The organism is Lacinutrix mariniflava (assembly GCF_001418015.1).
In the GTDB taxonomy this organism is placed as follows: Bacteria; Bacteroidota; Bacteroidia; order Flavobacteriales; family Flavobacteriaceae; genus Lacinutrix; species Lacinutrix mariniflava.
This window is the reverse complement of record NZ_LIQG01000020.1, coordinates 147285-166934: the sequence shown is the minus strand read 5'-3', so window position 1 is coordinate 166934 and position 19650 is coordinate 147285. Positions and strand designations below refer to the sequence as shown.

Sequence of the window (19650 nt, the reverse complement as noted above, 5' to 3'; positions counted from 1 at the left end):
TTACTTGAATTTTAGTGAATAAAGAAAATAAGAAAGGGAGTAGCATATGCGACTCCCTTTATTAATATGTATGATATTTAATGAGAGCTAATTACACCCATTCATTAACGTGTTCACCATTACCCATTGCAATTGTTTTAGCCGAGATAACAAAGGCCTCAGACATTGGGTTTTTTCCAGTAGCGTCAAAATTCTCAAGATACTTAACCATGTAACCTTCTGTGAATTTTAATTCTTTAGAAGTAGAGTCACTATCTCTTTTTATGAATCTGATGCTACCATCTCTACGCTCGAAGTTGTTAAACATCCAATCTGATAGACTAACATCAGCAGTAGATTCTACTGTTAATTTAATTTTACCACCTCTAGTAATAGAAGAAGGTCTTCCTGTTGAATCAGTTTCTTGGTAAAGTTCGTAAGAACAATTTAACACATTGTACTCTTGTCCACCTACTTTAAGTTTTGCTTTGAAAGCCATAATAATAAATATTTAATTAATAAAAAATTTTAAAAGCCATTAACGGCATAGCATAAATATAACGCGATTACCGAACTAAAACAAATATATAAGACGAAATACGTGTTTTTTAGATAAAACACAACGCTAGAAGTAGGTGGATTTACATTCTTGTAGTTTAAATAGTTACAAGTTTTAATTTTAACTTATTGGTAATAGGTGTTTTATAAAAAAAAATATAATAAATGAATGATTTACATTGAACTAATAATTATTAGATTTTAAAAGTGTCATTATTATGTGTCTTTAGAACTGTAATCTGATATTAAAGGCTAATCTATACAATGTTTGGTGTTGTATATTTATTAGAATCGCTTTTTTAAAATAACTACATCTAATATTAGTTTTTACAGTAGCTGCTGTTCTAGGATGCTATTTTGTTTCTCTCTATGTAGCAGATTGTCTAATACGTGAAGATGATTTAACCGAAACATTTAGAGCTACATGAAAGAGAGAGAGGAGTATTATAATATATTCATTTAATCATCAGGGCTCTTCAGTTTTGTTGAAAACAATATAGTTGCTCGAGTTTTAGTGAATAGATAATATAAAAAAAGGGAGTAGCAAAAGCGACTCCCTTAATTAATAAATATAATATTTATTGAGCGTTAATTACACCCATTCGTTAACATGTTCACCATTACCCATTGCAATTGCTTTTGCAGAGATAACGAAAGATTCAGACATTGGGTTTTTTCCTGTAGCATCGAAATTCTCAAGATACTTAACCATATAACCTTCTGTGAACTTTAATTCTTTAGAAGTAGAGTCACTATCTCTTTTGATGAATCTAATACTACCATCTCTACGCTCGAAGTTGTTAAACATCCAATCTGATAGACTAACGTCTGCAGTAGATTCTACTGTTAATTTAATTTTACCACCTCTAGTAATAGAAGAAGGTCTTCCTGTTGAATCTGTTTCTTGGTAAAGTTCGTAAGAACAATTTAACACATTGTACTCTTGTCCACCTACTTTAAGTTTTGCTTTAAAAGCCATAATAAAAAATATTTAATTAATAAAAAAGTTTAAACGCCATCAATGGCATGCAATAAATTTATTAACATTATTGAGCTAATACAAATAAAAAAGATAAAAAGTATATTTAGTCGATAAAGAGTAAGTGTTAATGCTAGTTCGAGTTTGTTCTTTGGCATACAATTACATAGTCCTCTTTTATATCATTACCTAAAACGGATTTTGAGAAATTTATATGCCTTAGAGATCTAATCCAGCTTGGTTTTTTATAAAAAATCCACCCATGAGGCTCTTGAGTATTATAATCTAAAAAATCGATTCTACTTTCTGGGTGTCTCTCATTATAATCATTAATAAAAAAGTAAAATAATTTTCCAAACTCCATGTTTTCTGGAGCTTTAACTCTAAAATTAGTAACATCTGGTAAATCTTGTTTTTTCTGAAATTCAAAACTAATAACTAAAGGGTTTTGTAGTTCTTTTCTAGTAGGCTCTTTTACGTCAACCTCTAAAGGATAAAACCATTTCTTGAAAACAGGAACCGGAATTAGTAACGAGTATTCGAATAATTTATAGACTAAATAGGGAACAATAAAAAATATAGCAGAGGCTAAAAAAGTGTAATTTATACCTTCTCTAAACTTGGTTACAACATTTAAAAAGGCAAATAGACCAATTAATGTTATCGCTATGGTAAATAGAAACTCCGAAAAGAAATCTGATTTATCCTCCGATAAAGAATCAAAAAACTTTCTCATAATATATAGGTGTAAAATACCTAATAATAAAAATACTATTTGCATTCCAATAAAACTATTTAATGCGGTATCGTTTAAAATTTTGCTAGAACTTATAAAGCCTACTAATGCAAAAGTGATTAATATAAATATGGCATATAGAATTGCCTGCTTTTTTTGTTTAGTAAAAACTTTTCTTACTTTGGTAAAAAGCATCATTATTACCGAACCTACAATAAATAATAGAATGCTAATTTTAAAAGCATTACCACTTAATAAACCTGAAATAGAACCCATTAATTTTTGTTTATATTTTAGTTGAAACTCCTAATGTAGCATTGTCTTTTTCATCTAAGGAAAAGACAATGCTACTTTTTACTTGGTACTTTGTTTTTACATCTAATTCTAAGGGTAAAAAATAACTGTAAAAAACTTCTAGAAACTTATTTATTCCTTTATTAGAAACATAACTGGCAATTTCTTGATTGTTTTTTAACCAAATAGTTGCTTCTAAATAAGGATGAGCAATAACATTGTCTATGTTATTTAGTATCACATCAACACCTAATCTGTTATTGCTTTGTTGATTTCTTTTTTTTGTATCATTTTCCGAAATATATTTTATTTTAAACGTAACATTATTTTTTAATATTTTTTCTAAACTTAATCTGGTTAATTCTAAATTCCCTGCAATTTTAAAAGTATAAGGGAGAAGTTTTATTAATTTAAGAAGATATTCACGTGGCATATCTTGATTTAATTTCCAGAAATCTATTAAATAGTCATCTTTTAAACTATAAAAATTGTTTAGTAATATACGCTCATTTTTTTCAATATTTAATCTTTGATGAAAAAACTCATTTTCTATAGGCGAAAAAAGAGATCTTGCAGCTGCTTCTTCTTTTTTAGATTTTATTCTATTTGCAGAAAAGGAACTTCTTTGATTGTTGTTTTTCTGTGTATGAAAAAAACCTTCTGGAAGATAATCGTAAAGACCACTTCTCGATAAATCAATACTTAATAAATTATCTTCTAGTTTAGACTTGTCTATATCTAAAAGATCTCTTCTGTACGGTCTATTAAAAGAACTTTTGTTATTAATTATAATTTGGTCTGATTTTAAACTTGTACGTTCTTGAACCTCCGCTATTAAAACTTCTGTCTTTAAGTTTTGATATACGGTTATTAGTTCTTTAAATACGTTTTTAATCTCAGTTGTATCCATTAAAAATTTAATTTCTTCGTTGTCTTCCTCCAGCAAGAAACTTAGCTGCCCAATAATCGTCTGTTAAATCACTTATTTGAACGCCTGCTTTACCATTTTTGTCTTTATTGCTTGTAGAGTGAACAAACATGTTGTTATGCAAATATACACCAACATGATTTATATCATTATTTTTTGTTCCAACACCTGTAAAGAAAATTAAATCTCCTTCGTTAAAGACTTGTCTTCCTTTATATTCATCATTTATTTTGGAATGGAATTGTTGTTCAGCTGTGCGTTCAATTCTAATATTATAGATTTTAAATAGAATTGCTTGAGTAAAAGAAGAGCAATCAACGCCGTTTTTTGTAACTCCGCCATAGAAATAGTCTACATCGTCCCACTCATCAATTAACTCATAAAGCTCAACTTCTGTAAGGTCTGCTGGATCCATACCGAGAATTTTTCCGTATTTTTTTTGAATTTCAGAAACATAAACAGGGTCTTCTATTAATGGTTCAGGCTCAATAGTTGTGTCTTCATAATGCACAATAACGTCTTCGTCATCAACTTTTCCTTTTCTTCTTCTTTTCTCTAATCGCTTTATCTCTTTAGCTATATCTTTATCTTCTCTTTCTAATTGTCTTTCAAGATCAGAAACTCTTTCAGCTTCAAGTTTATCTGCTATTCTTTTCTCTTTTTTATCTTTTTTTGCTTGTTTTTTTCTTTTGTATTCTTCTCTTTTTGTAGGAATTAGTTTTACTTCTTCTACTTCAATTTTTTTACCAGGCAGAACGTCTATAATAAAAATTTCTCTTCAAAATTTTCTTTTTCAACAGTTACATTGTATGTGCCTTCGGGAAGTGCTTGTTTAAAAATGAATTTTCCATTATTATCGGTTCCTTCAGTAAATTCTGTCCCTCTAATCGTAACTATTGCACCTTTTATGGGTGTAGCCAATTGTTCGTCTATTACGACTCCTTCAATATAATTGCCTTGAGCATAATTTAAGAAAAAGAATAGAAATAGTACAGATGTGAGGATTGTTTTTTTCATTATTGTAGGTATAATTTAAAGATGTTTACTTTCGAAATTAAAATATAAAGCATAAATTTAAATAAAAAAAATCTATCCGTTCATTTTATATCGATGAAATACAACAAAACAAGTATAAAATGGACTTTTTTTTAAAGTATATAATTTATATTTGACTCCTCCCTTCTTTCTAACATTTATGAGTTTATAAAACACTAGAATAAATAAGTAATGAACAATAATTATTACAAATTACCAATTAATGCCGAAGCGCTTATAAGTAGCAAGAGTCACGATACTTGTAATTTATCTAGCTCTATTGCCAATAATATACATTTAATTACCACTTCTTATTTTGGAGAATGTGCGTTTGATGATACTTATGGTTGTTCTATATGGAATATAGATTTCGACAATTTAAAGAGTACAAATAAATTGAAGGCGTTAATTGAAGAGTCTCTGTATGATTCTTTAAAGTTACACGAAAAAAGATTAACTAAATTAGATATTACTGTTAAAATAAAACAAGAAGAGCTTGATCTTAATGGGCAAAATAATAGAATTAAAAAACGTGTGGATATTAATGTAAAAGGAAAAATAATTAAAATTGATGAAGATTTTTCTTACGTAGAGTATTTTTTTATTGGACCATTATCATATTAAATTAAATGAAAAACACCAAAGAACAAATAAAAAATAGGATGCTCAAGAAAGCAGCAACGCTTTGGGGAGTTCCTGCCAATGAAATTGAAATGTCTTTTGATCCATTAGTAGCATTATTAATTAGTGCTTGCGCATCGGAAATCGAAAAAATTAGTGGTGAAATTAACGAATCACAGACACGAATTACTGAGAAAATAATTCAATTAATGACGCCAGAAACAGTCTATGGTCCTAAGCCAGCTCATAGTATAATGAGTTCTCAGCCTAGTGAGGATAGAGTTGCAGTCAGTTCAGAAACTCTTTTTTATTATAAAAAAAAGATTACAAAAAAAAGACAACAGAAAATTTTAAAAACCTCTATTTCACTCCAGTTTTACCTACAAATTTAATTAAAGCCAATATAAGCTATGTGGCAGTTGGTAATTCTATAAAGGAAATTAATGGTAAGAATAATTCTATTAGTTTATTAAAAAATGCATCTACCAACGCATTACCAAATTCTACAATTTATCTAGGTATTGTAAGTGATATTGAAGCTTTAGACTTAAGTAATCTTTCGTTTTATTTTGAACTTTTAGATATTGATGATGAAGCATTGTTTTATCATCATTTAAAATTTTCAGAATGGTTTACTGCTGATAAAAAAATTGCTACAGAGCCGGGTTTTGCAAATAACTCAGAAAGTACCAAGTTAGATTTAGATTCTATTTTTGAAGATGTCTCTAGTAAAACCAATAACTTAGTACAGCAGACATGTAATTTTTATAATAAGAATTTTGTTAAGATTGCTAACACTAAAAAGAGTCTGACTTTTAAGAAGTCTAATTTCGAAGAGTTAGATACCTTAATAAGCGATAACAAAGTAAAGATTGAGGACGATGTAAGATGGATAAAAATTGTTTTTCCTAGGGTTATCTCAAACAATACTCTTAATAACGTATTTGGAACTTTAAATGCTTTTCCTGTACTAAATAGAGAGCTTCATAGTTTCTCATATAGGCTTAAAGAGTTTATAGGTATTATACCGGTTAAAACAGACGATTTGTTTTTAGATATGAATGCGCTTACAAATACAAATGGTAAGCTCTATAAGCCGCAAAGTAAAGATAACTCTAATCAAGATAAAGGCACATATATAACAAGAACGGAAAATGTGGGTAAATTGGGTTATAGAAAAGCTAAGGAGTATGTTGTTTATTTACTTGAATTATTAAAGGATGAGAGTGCCTCTTTCTCTATGTTTAATAATGATTTTTTACAGTCTAATCTGAAGGAATTAAATCAATTAATAGCTAGATTAGAGAAAAAAGTCTCTGAAATTACTAACGAAGTTAGTGAAACCACTTACCTAAGCTTAAAGCCTTTTAATGTAAAAGAAACACTTTTGGTTGATTATTGGACTACTAATGGCACACTTGCCAATAATTTAAAAACCGGAAGTAAACTTGAGTTGTATAAAGGTATAGGTATAAAACAAAAAAGTAGTATATTACTTACTCCTACGTTTGGAGGTAAAGACCATTTGTCTATGGATGAACGGCTTAATTCCTACAGGCGATCTTTGTTATCAAGAGATAGAATTGTAACAAAAGAAGATGTGAGGGCATTATGTTATGAAGTTTATAACGATAAAATAACCGATATAAAAATTGAGAAAAATTACATAAAAGATATCGCATTAAATAAAGGTTTAGTGCAATGTATCGAGATTGTATTAACACCAAATACTTCTAAAAACACAAATGAAGAAGAATGGGAAGCTTTAAATAGTAATTTATTATTATTTTTGGAAAATCATTCGGTTAGTGTATTTCCATATAAAATTAGAATTATATAAAATTTATAGTCATGTCAGAAAAAAATATAACACATTACCACATGGATAAAACAGTTAAGTATTTATTCATAATTGCATTTTTTACATCTGCTTCTGTTTTAGGTTATCATTTTAAAAACAGATCAAGTTGCAATGAAGTTTTCTTTAAAACAGATGCGTCAAGTTATACCGTTGATGAGGGTATTGTTTTTAGCGATTTAACCTTAAATGCCGAAAGATGGCAATGGAACTTTGGAGATAATAATTCTTCATCTCAAAAAAGTCCTTTGCATTATTATAAAAACGCTGGTACTTATGATGTAGAGTTGTTAGTAAACGGAAGTTGTGCAGGTTTTAAAACTATTGAAATAGCTGAAGCAATTGAAATAAAAGACTCTACTAGATTTCCAGTTTATACGCTCCCAAAAACGATTAGAGTAGGAGAGAGTTTAGTAATTAAAGATGAAACTACTAATGCTACTTCTTGGGAATGGCGTTTTGGAGAAACAGCTAGAGTTGATAACGAAAATAGAACAGCAACTTATGTTTACAAGGAAGCAGGTTTATATACCGTAAAATTAGTAGTTAATAATGATATAGAATATGTAACTCCTAAAAAAATAAGAGTGCTTGAAGAGAAAAAGAAAGCTTCAGTACTGGACAATCGTGAGCGTACACCAGTAATTAATAAAAATTGGAATATTCCAGAATACCCAGAAGGTTATAATCCAAATAAAGATGATGAAGAAGCGGTTGATAAAAATGAACCAATAACCGCTCCTAATATATCAGAAAAAGGCTTTGAAAGAATGTTATTACAAGTAGCAAGTGGTAGAAAAACTGCTTTAGACTTTAAAAAATATTTTTGTGGAGATATTGATAAAAAAGTAACTGTAAATACCAAGGTTATGACTTTTACTGTGCTTTGTCAAAAAATAACTGACAAGAAAATAAAAATAAAATCTTTAAATTTAGGTGTAGAAAAAGGAACGAACTGCATAAACCATGTTTCATTAATCTATAGAAGATTAATATTTTAAGATTAAATTGTTGTATTTAAAAAAGTTGTAAAATGAAAGAAAGAAATACGCATCATAGAGTGAATTGGGTTGATGGAATGAAGATTAATAAAAATCATTTTATTGGTATGGAAAGCGCTATGATGAGTGCTTTATATAGTAGTAACTCTAATAATGTAACACCAATTAATTTTGGGTTGTTGCCATCTCTTAGAAACGCTCAGAACTCCATTGATATGACAATATCAATTGATGGTCAATCTACAATACATGTAACTTTAAATACTTGTAGAGCAATTACTTTAGGTGGTTACGAAATTAATATTACCGAGGAAACTAAAGCATTATTAGAGCAGTCTGGTAACGTTTTAAAGCATCAATACTCTTTAGATACAGCAGACGAAGAATGGTTTATTATATTATACGTTAACCCATTTAATAAGATACCAGTTGGTGATGCAGATCCAGATGAAGATCCGCCACGTCATCCTTATGTGCTTTCAGATTATAAAATAGATGTTATACCAAAATCTGAAGCTTCTAGTCAAGAAGTCGGATTATATCATATTACTATTGGTAAAGTAGCAATGGTTGGAGAGGATCCTGTATTAGTAGAAGATTTTATTCCGCCTTGTCGTTCAGTACAAAGTCACCCAGATTTAAAGTTTACTTACACAGAGATTGGTTCGTTTTTAAATCAAATGGAAAATTACTCTATGCACATTACGCAAAAAATTCATCAGAAAAAGCAAACTAACGATTTGGCGCATATGGTGTTGCACCTCTCTCAAAGAACAGGTCAATATCTTAATAGTGTTATTCCTGAATTTAGATTAAAAGATAAATACGAAGCTCCTGTTGTAATGCTAACAAAATTAGTAAGTTTAGCAAGAGTAATTAAAAGTGCTTTAGATGTTTTTGTGGGTACCGGAAAAGAAGAATTACTTAACTATTTAACAGATTGGTGCGATTTAAATCAAGGAGCTTTCGAGAATGTACTTATAGATATGATAGAACTCGAATACGTGCATACTAATATTAATGAATCGCTTTATAAGACATCTGCATTTACTAGATTAATGTTATCTCTTTATAAAAAATTAAATGAGCTAGATTACATTGGTAAAAAGTCAGATTCTAATATCTTTGTAAAAGAAGAAGTAGTAGATAATGTAGAAGTAAAAAGTAGAAGAAGCTTTTTATTAGATTAATAAGACCTAATTATAATAGTAGAGATGAAACCAAAAAACAGTAAAGAAAGAAGAAATAGTTTCTTAAAATTTTTATTAATTTTCGTAGTAACCGTAGGTACAATAGTTACTGCCGTATTTTTTAACTTTCAAATAGTAGACAAAGAGAACCAAGTATTAAAACAACAAGCGCTTAAGATTAGAGCAGAACATCAATTTCAAGATCAATTTATAGATGATATGGAAGAGGTTTCTGTAATTATAGATTCTATAACAGCGGCAGGAGCTACCGTGGCTTTCGATAATGCTACTATAGGTCAAAAACTAGCAGAACTAAAAAATTCTATTCCAGAAACAGACTCTACGCATAATTACCTGTTATACGAAAATATTGTTATGACATATGTAAAGCTGCAGAAGTCTCAAAATAGACTGCTAGACGTTAGCGAGAAAGAGCAACAAATAAAAGATTTTGAAACAGAGCTAGAAAAATGTGACCAGAATGTCATCAGATTAAATAGAGAACTGCAAATTGCTTCAAGAAAATAATTTAAGGTTAAGCTTAAAATAGACTTTCTACAGTAACTAATACATAATAAGTTTATTATACTTTTTAAACTTATTATGTAAGCTATTCATTTAACTCATGTAAAGATTTGTTCTAATACTTAAAGTAAGCAATTGATTAAAATTTGGAATTTAACCTAAAAGTGACGCTTGGTTTTTACAAAATTATATTTCAAACTAAATACAAGATGTTCCAAAAATAATATGTCTTTGATTTCATTGAGAGTTTTATTAGAATATCTCAAAACACTAGAATATAATATTATGTAATTAAATTAAACGAGAAGTATAATTATTTCAAAATAATATAGACTTATCTTGCGCCCGTTTTAATTGTAGTCAATACAATTAATATAAAAGTAATAATCATGGAGAATAGACGCAATAGCGAAGACAAAGTAACTCAAATAAATAAGGTAATAGAAAATTACTTTAACACCCATACCGATAAAGATTGGATTCCAGTAAAAGATATCATGCAAGATTTAATAACAGCAGGTGTTTTTGTAAAGGATAATAAAAAAGGTTTACCACTTAGAAAAGTCTTACGAGCTTTAGACAAAGAAAAAAACTTAGACGCAATACCTTGTGTACATGCCGAAAGAACGGAGACAGCTATCTATTGGTACTTATTAAGAAAAGGAACGGAGTTTCCAGAAAACGAAGCTATAACTACTGTTTCTAAAAAGGAAAAATCTAAAGAGATTAGAGAAAATAGTGATGAGTACTATATTTTAGATCTTTGTGATGAAATCCTTATGGAAAAGGCGTCGCGTAAGCACACGTTCTCTTTTTTGTTTGGAGATATGCACAAAAAAGGAAAAACAAGAACAAAATTGCCTTTAGCAGCTTTTTATGAAACAGCTAATTTAGTTATTGAGTTTTCCGATAAACAAAATAAAACCAAAGAGCATTTAGAAAAATTAGATGTCATGACTGTAAGTGGTATTACCAGAGGTGAGCAGATAATAAAATACAATCAAAGGCGAAAAGATGTACTTGAGAAAAAGGATATTAATTTAATTGAAATTAATTATGCTTCATTCGAATGTGATGATAACAAGAACTTAAGTCGTGAAAAAGATAAAGATGTAAGGCTTCTTAGAAGTATATTGAAACAATATATAAAATAGGAAACTTAACGAAGATTTTAATTTAATTAGGTCAATTAATTTATTAAGATTATATAAAAAATACACAATCGTATTGTTTTATTTTTTTTATGTTTTTATTTCTAAAAAATAGTATATAAAACCCAAATAGTAATATAGCAATACTTTATAGATTTTTAATTGTCTATATTATAAGTAAAAGTAAATTTGTAGGGATAATTTATCACATTGTCATTATATGAAAATAAAAATAAGCATATTAGCCGTAATCATGATATCTATAATGAGTTGTAACTCTGAAAAAAAGCTAATTAGTGCAGTAACAAGCAATGTAATAACCGAAAAGTATTGGAAACTTAAAACCTTAGAAGGAAAGGATGTTACCATGGCAGAAAATCAAACACGCGAAATATTCTTCACATTAAAAATAAAGGATAATAAAGTTAAAGGTTTTGCAGGTTGTAATAATTTTGGAGGTGATTTTACTTTAGATAAAGATAAGAGCATTCATTTTGCAAACATAATATCAACACTTATAGCATGTCCGAATGTAGATGTCAATGAATCTCAATTTTTTAAAGTTTTTGAATTAGTTGATAATTACACAATAAATGATGATATTCTAACTTTAAATATAGGAAAAAGAGCGCCATTAGCCATTTTTGAAGCGGTTTATATGGATTGAAATCTACTCCAAACATTTATAAGTATTCAATTATAATGTAAATAAGTAATTATATGAACACTACTGAGCAGGCTTTACAAGAACGGTTAAAAGAGCTAACATGTCTTTACGAAGTGTCTTCTATTATAGTAAATGCAAATGCAGAACTTATAGAAGATACTCTTCAAGCAATTGCTTTTAGTATAAAAAAAGGATTTCAATTCCCAACAGAAACTGAAATTGAGATAATTACAAATATTGTTACTATTTCCACAAAAGATACATTAAGAAATACAATATCAATTCATGCAGAAATCAGTCTTTTTAATGAGGTTAAAGGGCAATTAGTAGCACATTTAGATAGTGCTAAATTTGAAACAGTAAATTTTTTAAATGAAGAACAATTGCTTCTTGATAATATTGCAATGAAAATCGGGAATCTATTAGAGCGTTTGGAGATTCAGAAAAATGAAACATCTTTAAAGAGGCAAATGGAACGTGCCGATAGATTAGGTATTTTAGGAGAAATAACAGCTGGGATTGCACATGAATTAAACACGCCTTTAGCTAATATTTTAGGCTTTGCCGAATTACTAAAAGATGATTTAACTCCTAAAAGTAAACAATCTGAAGATGTAGATAAAATTATTAAAAATGCTATTTTCTCTAGAGAAGTGGTTAAGAAGCTTATGTTTTTTGCATGCGAAATGCCTCAAGAAATGAAAAGTGTAAACCTTGTTCCTAATATTAAAAATGCTATTAATTTACTAGATGCAACTTTTAGAAAAGAGCAGGTAAAATATATTGTGAAAATTGAAGAAGAGGAAATGTGGTTAAAGGCAGATCCAATACAATTAACTCAAATTATTTTCAACTTATTAATAAATGCTATTTATTTTTCGCCTGTAAACGGTTTGGTGACTATAGAAGCTAAAACCACAGCAAATGAGATTATTCTTAAAATTAGCGATGAAGGGATAGGTTTTACGACTGATGATTTAAATAAAATTTTTCAACCATTTTTCACAACCAAACCTACTGGCGATGGTTCTGGCTTAGGTTTAAGTGTTGTTCATGGTATTGTGGCTTCACATAAAGGTGAAATTACTGCAGAAAATAATATAAATAAAGGAGCTATTTTTACAGTTATACTTCCCAAATAATAAATAGAACTATGCAATTACGCAAAGAAAATATACTTATTGTAGATGACGATGTTAACATATTAGAATTGTTGCAACGTCATTTACAATCATGGAATTATCACGTTTTTAAAGCCATTTCAGTTAAAGAAGCGGTTACTATTTTACGCGATACTAGTATCGATTTATTGATAACCGATTTAAAAATGCCAGAAGTGGATGGTTCCGAACTTATTAAGTTTGTGTCTGAGCATTATCCAAAACTGCCAAAATTAGTAGTTACAGGTTATCCTTCAGTTCAAGATTCTTTAGCCGCTATTAAATCTGGAGTTGTAGATTATTTAACAAAACCGTTTACCAAAGACGAATTAAAATGTGCTTTAGATAAGTCTTTAAAACCTTCAGAAGCTAAAGAGTTGCAACCTAAAAGTAAATCTATAGATATAAATAAAGCCTACGGAGAGATTATTGGTAATTCTGAAAAGATAAATAATGTTATTCAGGTTATAGAGCGTGTAAAAGATAATAAGGCTACAATTTTTATAAAAGGAGAAAGCGGAACCGGTAAAGAGTTAGTTGCAAGAGCCATACATTACCAAGGTAAATTTTCAAGAGCACCTTTTATAGCAGTTAATTGTGGAGCAATACCAGAAAACCTTCTAGAAGCAGAATTATTTGGTTATTTAAAAGGTGCGTTTACAGGAGCAGAAACTAATAGAGAAGGCTTTTTTCAAGCAGCAAATGGAGGTACCATTTTTTTAGATGAAATTGGCAATGCATCATTAGCTGTGCAATCGCGATTATTACGCGTCTTACAAGAGAAAGAAATAGTTAGAGTTGGTGCTACTAAAGCAGAAAAAATTGATATTCGTATAATTGCAGCAACAAATGGCAACTTGAGAGAAATGATAATAAAACAAACCTTTAGAGAGGATTTGTTTTATAGACTTACAGTTGTCGAAATTGAAATAGCACCATTACGAGAACGTAAAGAAGATATTACGTTATTAGTCGATAAATTTCTCTTTAAATATGGAGTAGAGTATAAAGACAGGTATATTAAAATTACACAAGAGGCTATGACTATTCTAAAACGCTACAATTGGCCTGGGAATATAAGAGAATTAGAAAACGTTATCCAACGTGCTGTAATAATGTGCGATAAAGTTATTAATGTAGCGCATTTACCAGAACATTTGAAATATACATTAAGTTTTTCTGAAGATGAATTATTACCCTTAAAAGTTATCGAAAAACAATATATAGAAAAAGTATTGAGAGCTACAGCAAATAATAAAACAAAAGCTGCTGAAATTCTTGGAATAGACCGTAAAACCATTAGAATAAAACTTGAAGAGTAATCTCTATTTACACGGTTTCAACGTACTTTTTAAAATTATCCAAAATAGCTTGCCAACCTTGTTTTTGCATATTTACGGGATTTTGGTTTTCAGGTTCAAAAGCCTCAGTAATCAAAACAGTGTTATCTTTTTTAGTGAAAGTAATAGATACACTTCGTCCATCATCTAAAGTATAAGAAATTAGCTGATTAGTAATAATTTTATCGTAAACGCCACCAAAATCGAAGGCAAAACTACCGTCTTTAGCTTCCATTCTAGAGCTAAAGCCTCCACCTTTTATTAAATTGTTTTCTGCTTTGGTAGTATGCCACTCTGGAGAAGCAGTATGCCATTTTTTTATATGTTTCGGACTTATAAAAGTGTTCCATACAATATCTATGTTACTGGTTATTATGGTTTCTACTGTAATTATAGTCTTCATTTTTGTGATTTTTATTTTTCTGAATGAATGCCAAACATATTACCTTCGGTGTCATAGGCTAACACCATAAAACCAAATTCCCCAAGAGATTGTTTAGATTGTACTATTTTACCACCGCTTTTTAATATTCGGCCTTCTTCAATGGAGCAGTCATCACTTCTTAAATATACAAGTGTACCGTTACCACCAGCTTCGAAGCCTTTCATTTTTACCAAAGCGCCAGAGGCGCCATCACCTTGCATTTCCATTGGAAAAGCTAACATTTTCACGTCCTGTCCAGTATCTGGAGTTGGTAATTCGCTTAATTCAGTTTTAAAAACGGTTTCGTAAAATAATCTAGCGCGTTGTAAATCGTTTACATAGATTTCGAACCAAACTACAGGATTAATTTTCATAGTGTTATTTTTAAAAATTGCTCCTTAAATATAAAAGAGTTATTCCAAATTAAAAAATGATACTCTAATTTATTACGTTTTTTCAACTGGAATTTATGATACATTTTTACTCAATTGGGGCATTTTGTACCACTGCGTAAAATTATTCCTCTTTGTGTTATATTCTTGAATCCCTTTATCTATATAGTATTCTTACCTTTTAAGTCTCTATTATTACTGTTTTGGCATACACATTGCTTTTTGGTATCTATATAACATTAATAAGTTTTAATATGAATCACTTTAATATTTGTCCGAGTTGCATACATAGCAATTCATGTTCATTAACAGCTCAGAAAGAGAAAGTCTGGTCTTGTAGTGAGTTTGATGAAATCAAACCAAGCAAAGCTATTATTGGTAATTTAAAGCAACCAAAACGAGCTTTAGAATTAGTTTAATATTTTAATAATAAAAATTATGATTTTCAACACATTAGTTACGGCATTAACAACTCGAAATGATATAAATAAAAATTCGAGTAGTAGAGCTTCAAGAAAAAAATACATCACTGAAAAATATAATGAGAGATCAATAACAAATCGATATTTCAAATAGGAATTTTAAAAATCATTTACAATGACAATAGCAACAGTAGATTTGAAAAAAACAACTAAAAAAGTACCTGTAAGAGGTATGATGGATAATGTAATGGAGCAGTTTAACAGTGCTGCAGACCATATTAATCTCCATCCAAATATTAGAAAAATATTAAGTATAACTAACAATGAAATTCTAGTAAATTTTCCAGTAAAAATGGATAATGGAGATGTTGAGATTTTTACAGGTTATAGAGTACAACACAATAACGCATTAGGACCATATAAAGGAGGTTTGCGTTATCATCCAACAGTAGATATTGATGCTGCTAGAGCTTTAGCTATGTGGATGACTTGGAAAACGTCATTAGCAGGTTTGCCATATGGAGGAGGGAAAGGAGGAATTAAAATTGATCCTTCTAAATATTCGCAAACAGAATTAGAGCGTATTACAAGGCGTTTTACGTTTGCTCTAGCAGATAATATTGGACCAGAACACGATATCCCAGCTCCAGATGTTAATACAAGTAGCCAAACTATGGCTTGGATTGCAGATACTTACATGAGTACACGTCCACCAGCAGAACGCACAGCAAATCAACACGTTGTTACAGGTAAACCAGATGGAAGTGGAGGATTGGAAGGTAGAGATAGAGCAACTGGCTATGGCGTGTATTTATCAATAAAATTTTGGGCAGAAAAAAATGAAACAAACTTAAAAGGGAAAAGGTTTATTGTTCAAGGTTTTGGTAATGTAGGCTATTGGGCTTCACATTTCCTAGAAAACGATGGTGCGGTTTTAGTTGGTGTTCAAGATGCTTTTGGAAGTGTTCAAAATCAAAAAGGAATTAAAGTAGAAGATCTCTTTAACTATAGTCGTATTAACGATGGTAGCATTGTCGATTTTCCAGACTCTAAAATTGTAGAGAAAAACAAATTTTTCACTTTAGACTGTGATATCTGTATTCCTGCTGCTTTGGGTAACCAGATAACTAAGGAGAATGCACATAAAATAAAAGCGAAACTTATTGCTGAAGGAGCAAATGGCCCTACCAATGTGGAGGGAGAGAAAATTCTTCTAGAAAGAGGTATCTCTATTATTCCTGATATTTTATGTAATTCAGGAGGTGTAGTGGGTAGTTATTTTGAATGGTTACAAAACCGAAATGGAGAAATCTGGCAATTAGACGAAGTTATGGTTAAGCTAGATAAGAAGATGAAAGAGTCTTTTAACAAGGTTTACGATTATTCTAAAAATGAGGGTGTAGATATGCGTACAGCTGCATTTTGCATAGCAATACAGCGTATTGAAAAGGCATATATACAAAGAGGGATTTTTCCTTGATTTATTAATTATTAAGAAAATTATTATGAAATACGGAAGTTTAATTTTAGAAAAAAAGGAGTATGTCTATTTAAAACGCATACTTAATATCTCGGGATATGCAGATGATCACGAAGTACAAAAGTCTTTATTAAAATTATCCGACGAACTTAAAACAGCAAACATTGTAGATGATCAAGAAGTGCCAATGGATGTGGTGAGATTTAATAGTATTGTAACGGTAAAATCCGATAAAGGTTGGGAAAGAATGTTACAAGTTGTTATTCCTCAAGATAAAGATTTGTCGTTAAATAAGGTTTCTGTTTTAGCACCTATGGGAGCAGCTCTTTTTGGTTATTCTAAAGAAGATATAGTAGATTGGGAATTCCCGGGAGGGAAACAAAAACTTAAGATTCTGGATGTTAAAAAAGAAGACACATTAAAAGGCTTAGACATTGTTATTTAAAACTTAATATTATGAAATCAGAAAATATTGAAATATTCAACCATGATACTAATGTAGATGTTACACATAAGGTGAATACTATGGAACTTGATAATTGGATAAATCATTTAAAATATATTAATAAAGAAATAACAAACCTTATTAATATTTGTAAAAACGAACTCAACGATAAGTTAGACGATAGTAGTGTTTTTGTACGATTCGAAAAAAAGCACGTTGAAAATGAAGTGCTATTTAATGCTCTTAAAAAATATTCAAACTCTAGATTAAATATTGTTGAGTGTGAAGATACAGAATGTGATATGGTATATATTACAGAGCACGAAAGCTATAGAAGAACATATTTATATCATTTAGATAAATATAGAAAGCTTAAAGATGAGTTCTTTAATAAGGTACAAGGTCGATTTACTTTTGTAAAAACTAATTAATTTGATAACATTACATAAAATAGATTTACATCGAAGACTTTGTATAAAAAAGGACTTGAACGAGTTATCTTCTTGGCATAACGTTTTAGAAAGCTTAAGCATAGAACTAGATCATTTAAGTGCTATAGAAAAGCAACTCATAAAAATCAATTCGGTTTCTAATGAAATTCTAGCCTTACGAAGAAAAAATGTAATGTTAATGGCTAATTTATGTAAGTATGATCAAGAGCTCAAAAGAGAGTTTGAATATGGTAAAACAGAATATGATATAAACCGACTAAAAGTTCACGAACAAAAGCGAGAGAGTTATATAGTTTTAGTAGAGCATTTTAATACTTTTAAGAATCAGTATTACACGTTACTTAAAAGGTTTAAACGTAATTAATCATAAGCTAAGTTCTGTTTATAGTAACAAATTTACAAAGATGTTGGATTAAATTAATCCAACATTGCCTACATCAGATAGCTTTGGGCAATCTAAAAACACAAAAATAACTGTAGACGAAAATATAGAAGAAGGTTTTAATGTTTACAAAACCAAATGGAATAAAGATAAAATAGAGTTTTTTATAGATTCTAAGCTGGTCTATACTTTTAATCCAGAAATAAAAACGATAAGACTTGGCCTTACAACAAGCCATTTTATATCATATTAAATTTAGCTATTGGAGGTGGTTTTTGGGGACCGGAAGTTGATGATAGTATACTGCCCCAAGAGTTTGTTATTGATTATGTAAAGGTTTTTAATATTTAATAATTGTAAAGTGTGTTTAGTTATCTAAATGCACTTTTTTATTTCTCAATACTAAAACTAAAAGTACTACCAACACCTTCTGTAGAAATTACAGAAATCTCTCCTCCTTGACTTTCTACTAATTTTTTTACAGTAGCTAAGCCAATTCCTGTACCAATATTTCCATCTTTATCAATTTGACCTAAGGTTGTAAATAAATCGAAAATTGTATTTAAATGATTAAGTGGGATTCCTTTACTGTTATCTTTAACGCTAAAGTGATAATGAGTATTTGAAGTTTCAAGACCTATTGTTACTTCTGTGGTACTCTTGTCATTATATTTTATTGCATTTGTAATTAAATTAACTAAAACTTGGAGCGCAACAGGTTTATTTATATTTAAAACTTCTAAGTTTTCTGAATACTCAAGTTTAATGTCGTTTTTTGGAACCGCAATTTTTTTCACCTCCGATATTAATGTACTGAGAGTTAAAGTTTCTTTTTTATAACTATGTAAGATATCATCTTTATAATATTTTAAGATACCATCAATATAATCTTTTAATGAAGAAGATGAGTTTTTTAAATAACTAAGATAAGTCTTTGATTCTTCATTTAGTTTACCGGCATTCTCTTGTTCTAACAATTCTGTTAGAGAGATTATGTTGGCTAAAGGTGACTTTAAATCATGTGAAACAACAGAAGCGAACTTGTCTAATTCTAGATTCCTTTTTTCTAATTTATATTTAATATTCTTTAGAGTCTTATTTTGCTTGTGTTGTTCGAATAGGCTAACAACTTGCTTAGACATTGATAATAATGCTTTCTTTTGCGCTTCATCTAACTGTCGCGGTTCATGGTCATATATACACAATGTGCCTAATTTATAACCTTCAGGACTTACCAATGGTACACCAGCATAAAAGATGGCTTCATGGTTTTCTACGAGAGGATTATCATGAAAACGTTTGTCTTTTCTGGCATCTTCAACTATCATTATTTCATCTTCAGATTCAATGGCATGTCCACAAAAAGAGATGTTTCTAGGTGATTCATTAAGAGGGAATCCACAATTAGATTTTATATAATTTCGATCATTATCTAATAGCGTAATTAACGAAATAGGAGCTTTAGTTATGTAAGACATTATTTCAGTAATGTTATCATAACTTTCTTCAGGAAGAGAATCTAAAAGGTCATAACGTTCTACAGCACGCTGCCTTTCATATTCATTATCAGGGAATTTTGGCTCAATCATTAGTAGGATTTGTTAAATTTACTCAATTTTAATCGTCGAAAC

General features: G+C 29.6%; 25 protein-coding genes. 16 read left to right on the top strand and 9 right to left on the bottom strand.

Annotated features, from left to right (window positions below):
• Positions 1 to 91: 91 nt before the first annotated feature.
• The 6 genes from tssD (ASC44_RS04070) to ASC44_RS04045 form a co-directional block, all read right to left on the bottom strand.
• Complete coding sequence (tssD, locus tag ASC44_RS04070; protein WP_055446344.1) at positions 92 to 478, bottom strand: type VI secretion system tube protein TssD; 387 nt, start codon at positions 476 to 478, stop codon at positions 92 to 94.
• 651 nt (positions 479 to 1129) lie between these two features.
• A complete protein-coding gene (gene tssD, locus ASC44_RS04065; protein ID WP_055446343.1) occupies positions 1130 to 1516 on the bottom strand; it encodes a type VI secretion system tube protein TssD in 387 nt (128 codons plus the stop codon).
• A 133-nt stretch (positions 1517 to 1649) separates the two neighbouring features.
• Positions 1650 to 2528, bottom strand: a complete 879-nt coding sequence (locus ASC44_RS04060) for a TssN family type VI secretion system protein (RefSeq protein WP_055446342.1) — start codon at positions 2526 to 2528, stop codon at positions 1650 to 1652.
• Between the two features lie 10 nt (positions 2529 to 2538).
• A complete protein-coding gene (locus ASC44_RS04055; RefSeq protein ID WP_152973263.1) occupies positions 2539 to 3456 on the bottom strand; it encodes a hypothetical protein in 918 nt (305 codons plus the stop codon).
• 7 nt (positions 3457 to 3463) lie between these two features.
• Positions 3464 to 3985 carry a C40 family peptidase gene (locus ASC44_RS04050; protein ID WP_055446340.1) on the bottom strand — a complete coding sequence of 174 codons (522 nt, stop codon included), beginning with the start codon at positions 3983 to 3985 and terminating at the stop codon, positions 3464 to 3466.
• 248 nt (positions 3986 to 4233) lie between these two features.
• The gene (locus tag ASC44_RS04045; RefSeq protein WP_055446339.1) at positions 4234 to 4491 is read right to left on the bottom strand and encodes a carboxypeptidase-like regulatory domain-containing protein; all 258 of its coding nucleotides are present in this window, start codon (positions 4489 to 4491) and stop codon (positions 4234 to 4236) included.
• Positions 4492 to 4701: 210 nt separating this feature from the next.
• Here ASC44_RS04045 and ASC44_RS04040 point away from each other — a divergent pair, with 210 nt between their 5' ends.
• From ASC44_RS04040 to ASC44_RS04000, 10 genes are all read left to right on the top strand, one after another.
• Entirely contained in the window at positions 4702 to 5133 is a 432-nt protein-coding gene (locus tag ASC44_RS04040) for a GPW/gp25 family protein (protein ID WP_055446338.1), read from the top strand.
• A gap of 5 nt (positions 5134 to 5138) precedes the next feature.
• Positions 5139 to 5522, top strand: coding sequence for a type VI secretion system baseplate subunit TssF (locus ASC44_RS18280; protein WP_241491399.1), 384 nt, complete (start codon positions 5139 to 5141; stop codon positions 5520 to 5522).
• A gap of 20 nt (positions 5523 to 5542) precedes the next feature.
• Positions 5543 to 6970, top strand: a complete 1428-nt coding sequence (locus tag ASC44_RS04035; RefSeq protein ID WP_241491398.1) for a hypothetical protein — start codon at positions 5543 to 5545, stop codon at positions 6968 to 6970.
• Between the two features lie 11 nt (positions 6971 to 6981).
• Positions 6982 to 7989, top strand: a complete 1008-nt coding sequence (locus tag ASC44_RS04030; protein WP_055446337.1) for a PKD domain-containing protein — start codon at positions 6982 to 6984, stop codon at positions 7987 to 7989.
• Positions 7990 to 8021: 32 nt separating this feature from the next.
• Entirely contained in the window at positions 8022 to 9179 is a 1158-nt protein-coding gene (locus ASC44_RS04025; protein WP_055446336.1) for a hypothetical protein, read from the top strand.
• A gap of 24 nt (positions 9180 to 9203) precedes the next feature.
• The gene (gene tssO / locus ASC44_RS04020) at positions 9204 to 9707 is read left to right on the top strand and encodes a type VI secretion system TssO (RefSeq protein ID WP_055446335.1); all 504 of its coding nucleotides are present in this window, start codon (positions 9204 to 9206) and stop codon (positions 9705 to 9707) included.
• 386 nt (positions 9708 to 10093) lie between these two features.
• On the top strand, positions 10094 to 10858 hold the full coding sequence (locus ASC44_RS04015; protein ID WP_055446334.1) for a hypothetical protein: 765 nt from the start codon (positions 10094 to 10096) through the stop codon (positions 10856 to 10858).
• A gap of 217 nt (positions 10859 to 11075) precedes the next feature.
• A complete protein-coding gene (locus ASC44_RS04010) occupies positions 11076 to 11522 on the top strand; it encodes an META domain-containing protein (protein ID WP_055446333.1) in 447 nt (148 codons plus the stop codon).
• 53 nt (positions 11523 to 11575) lie between these two features.
• Positions 11576 to 12664, top strand: coding sequence for a sensor histidine kinase (locus ASC44_RS04005; RefSeq protein ID WP_055446332.1), 1089 nt, complete (start codon positions 11576 to 11578; stop codon positions 12662 to 12664).
• Between the two features lie 11 nt (positions 12665 to 12675).
• Complete coding sequence (locus ASC44_RS04000; RefSeq protein WP_055446331.1) at positions 12676 to 14004, top strand: sigma-54-dependent transcriptional regulator; 1329 nt, start codon at positions 12676 to 12678, stop codon at positions 14002 to 14004.
• Between the two features lie 7 nt (positions 14005 to 14011).
• Here ASC44_RS04000 and ASC44_RS03995 read toward each other — a convergent pair whose 3' ends face one another.
• Positions 14012 to 14425, bottom strand: a complete 414-nt coding sequence (locus ASC44_RS03995) for an SRPBCC domain-containing protein (RefSeq protein ID WP_055446330.1) — start codon at positions 14423 to 14425, stop codon at positions 14012 to 14014.
• A gap of 11 nt (positions 14426 to 14436) precedes the next feature.
• Positions 14437 to 14820: a VOC family protein gene (locus ASC44_RS03990; RefSeq protein WP_055446329.1), complete on the bottom strand. Its 384-nt coding sequence runs from the start codon at positions 14818 to 14820 to the stop codon at positions 14437 to 14439.
• Positions 14821 to 15092: 272 nt separating this feature from the next.
• Between ASC44_RS03990 and ASC44_RS18020 the strand changes: the two genes are divergently transcribed.
• The 6 genes from ASC44_RS18020 to ASC44_RS03965 all read left to right on the top strand — a co-directional run bounded on the left by ASC44_RS18020 (position 15093) and on the right by ASC44_RS03965 (position 18272).
• The gene (locus tag ASC44_RS18020) at positions 15093 to 15257 is read left to right on the top strand and encodes a hypothetical protein (protein WP_161805000.1); all 165 of its coding nucleotides are present in this window, start codon (positions 15093 to 15095) and stop codon (positions 15255 to 15257) included.
• 178 nt (positions 15258 to 15435) lie between these two features.
• Complete coding sequence (locus ASC44_RS03985) at positions 15436 to 16740, top strand: Glu/Leu/Phe/Val family dehydrogenase (protein ID WP_055446328.1); 1305 nt, start codon at positions 15436 to 15438, stop codon at positions 16738 to 16740.
• A gap of 25 nt (positions 16741 to 16765) precedes the next feature.
• A complete protein-coding gene (locus tag ASC44_RS03980) occupies positions 16766 to 17185 on the top strand; it encodes a GreA/GreB family elongation factor (RefSeq protein ID WP_055446327.1) in 420 nt (139 codons plus the stop codon).
• Between the two features lie 11 nt (positions 17186 to 17196).
• A complete protein-coding gene (locus tag ASC44_RS03975) occupies positions 17197 to 17616 on the top strand; it encodes a hypothetical protein (RefSeq protein WP_055446326.1) in 420 nt (139 codons plus the stop codon).
• Position 17617: 1 nt separating this feature from the next.
• Positions 17618 to 18001 (top strand): hypothetical protein, encoded by a 384-nt coding sequence (locus ASC44_RS03970; protein ID WP_152973262.1) that lies wholly within the window; start codon positions 17618 to 17620, stop codon positions 17999 to 18001.
• A gap of 64 nt (positions 18002 to 18065) precedes the next feature.
• Positions 18066 to 18272 (top strand): family 16 glycosylhydrolase, encoded by a 207-nt coding sequence (locus tag ASC44_RS03965; protein ID WP_055446324.1) that lies wholly within the window; start codon positions 18066 to 18068, stop codon positions 18270 to 18272.
• 136 nt (positions 18273 to 18408) lie between these two features.
• Here ASC44_RS03965 and ASC44_RS03960 read toward each other — a convergent pair whose 3' ends face one another.
• The gene (locus ASC44_RS03960) at positions 18409 to 19608 is read right to left on the bottom strand and encodes a sensor histidine kinase (RefSeq protein ID WP_055446323.1); all 1200 of its coding nucleotides are present in this window, start codon (positions 19606 to 19608) and stop codon (positions 18409 to 18411) included.
• Positions 19609 to 19650 lie beyond the last annotated feature (42 nt).

Coding starts and splice junctions, on each gene's coding strand:
- ASC44_RS04000 (WP_055446331.1), top strand. CDS start 12,676: ATGCAATTACGCAAAGAAAATATACTTATTGTAGATGACGATGTTAAC.
- ASC44_RS04005 (WP_055446332.1), top strand. CDS start 11,576: ATGAACACTACTGAGCAGGCTTTACAAGAACGGTTAAAAGAGCTAACA.
- ASC44_RS03975 (WP_055446326.1), top strand. CDS start 17,197: ATGAAATCAGAAAATATTGAAATATTCAACCATGATACTAATGTAGAT.
- ASC44_RS04045 (WP_055446339.1), bottom strand. CDS start 4,491: ATGAAAAAAACAATCCTCACATCTGTACTATTTCTATTCTTTTTCTTA.
- ASC44_RS04025 (WP_055446336.1), top strand. CDS start 8,022: ATGAAAGAAAGAAATACGCATCATAGAGTGAATTGGGTTGATGGAATG.
- ASC44_RS04015 (WP_055446334.1), top strand. CDS start 10,094: ATGGAGAATAGACGCAATAGCGAAGACAAAGTAACTCAAATAAATAAG.
- ASC44_RS04055 (WP_152973263.1), bottom strand. CDS start 3,456: ATGGATACAACTGAGATTAAAAACGTATTTAAAGAACTAATAACCGTA.
- ASC44_RS03985 (WP_055446328.1), top strand. CDS start 15,436: ATGACAATAGCAACAGTAGATTTGAAAAAAACAACTAAAAAAGTACCT.
- ASC44_RS18280 (WP_241491399.1), top strand. CDS start 5,139: ATGAAAAACACCAAAGAACAAATAAAAAATAGGATGCTCAAGAAAGCA.
- tssD (WP_055446343.1), bottom strand. CDS start 1,516: ATGGCTTTTAAAGCAAAACTTAAAGTAGGTGGACAAGAGTACAATGTG.
- ASC44_RS04040 (WP_055446338.1), top strand. CDS start 4,702: ATGAACAATAATTATTACAAATTACCAATTAATGCCGAAGCGCTTATA.
- tssO (WP_055446335.1), top strand. CDS start 9,204: ATGAAACCAAAAAACAGTAAAGAAAGAAGAAATAGTTTCTTAAAATTT.
- ASC44_RS03980 (WP_055446327.1), top strand. CDS start 16,766: ATGAAATACGGAAGTTTAATTTTAGAAAAAAAGGAGTATGTCTATTTA.
- ASC44_RS04060 (WP_055446342.1), bottom strand. CDS start 2,528: ATGGGTTCTATTTCAGGTTTATTAAGTGGTAATGCTTTTAAAATTAGC.
- ASC44_RS04010 (WP_055446333.1), top strand. CDS start 11,076: ATGAAAATAAAAATAAGCATATTAGCCGTAATCATGATATCTATAATG.
- ASC44_RS18020 (WP_161805000.1), top strand. CDS start 15,093: ATGAATCACTTTAATATTTGTCCGAGTTGCATACATAGCAATTCATGT.
- ASC44_RS03960 (WP_055446323.1), bottom strand. CDS start 19,608: ATGATTGAGCCAAAATTCCCTGATAATGAATATGAAAGGCAGCGTGCT.
- ASC44_RS04030 (WP_055446337.1), top strand. CDS start 6,982: ATGTCAGAAAAAAATATAACACATTACCACATGGATAAAACAGTTAAG.
- ASC44_RS03995 (WP_055446330.1), bottom strand. CDS start 14,425: ATGAAGACTATAATTACAGTAGAAACCATAATAACCAGTAACATAGAT.
- ASC44_RS03990 (WP_055446329.1), bottom strand. CDS start 14,820: ATGAAAATTAATCCTGTAGTTTGGTTCGAAATCTATGTAAACGATTTA.
- tssD (WP_055446344.1), bottom strand. CDS start 478: ATGGCTTTCAAAGCAAAACTTAAAGTAGGTGGACAAGAGTACAATGTG.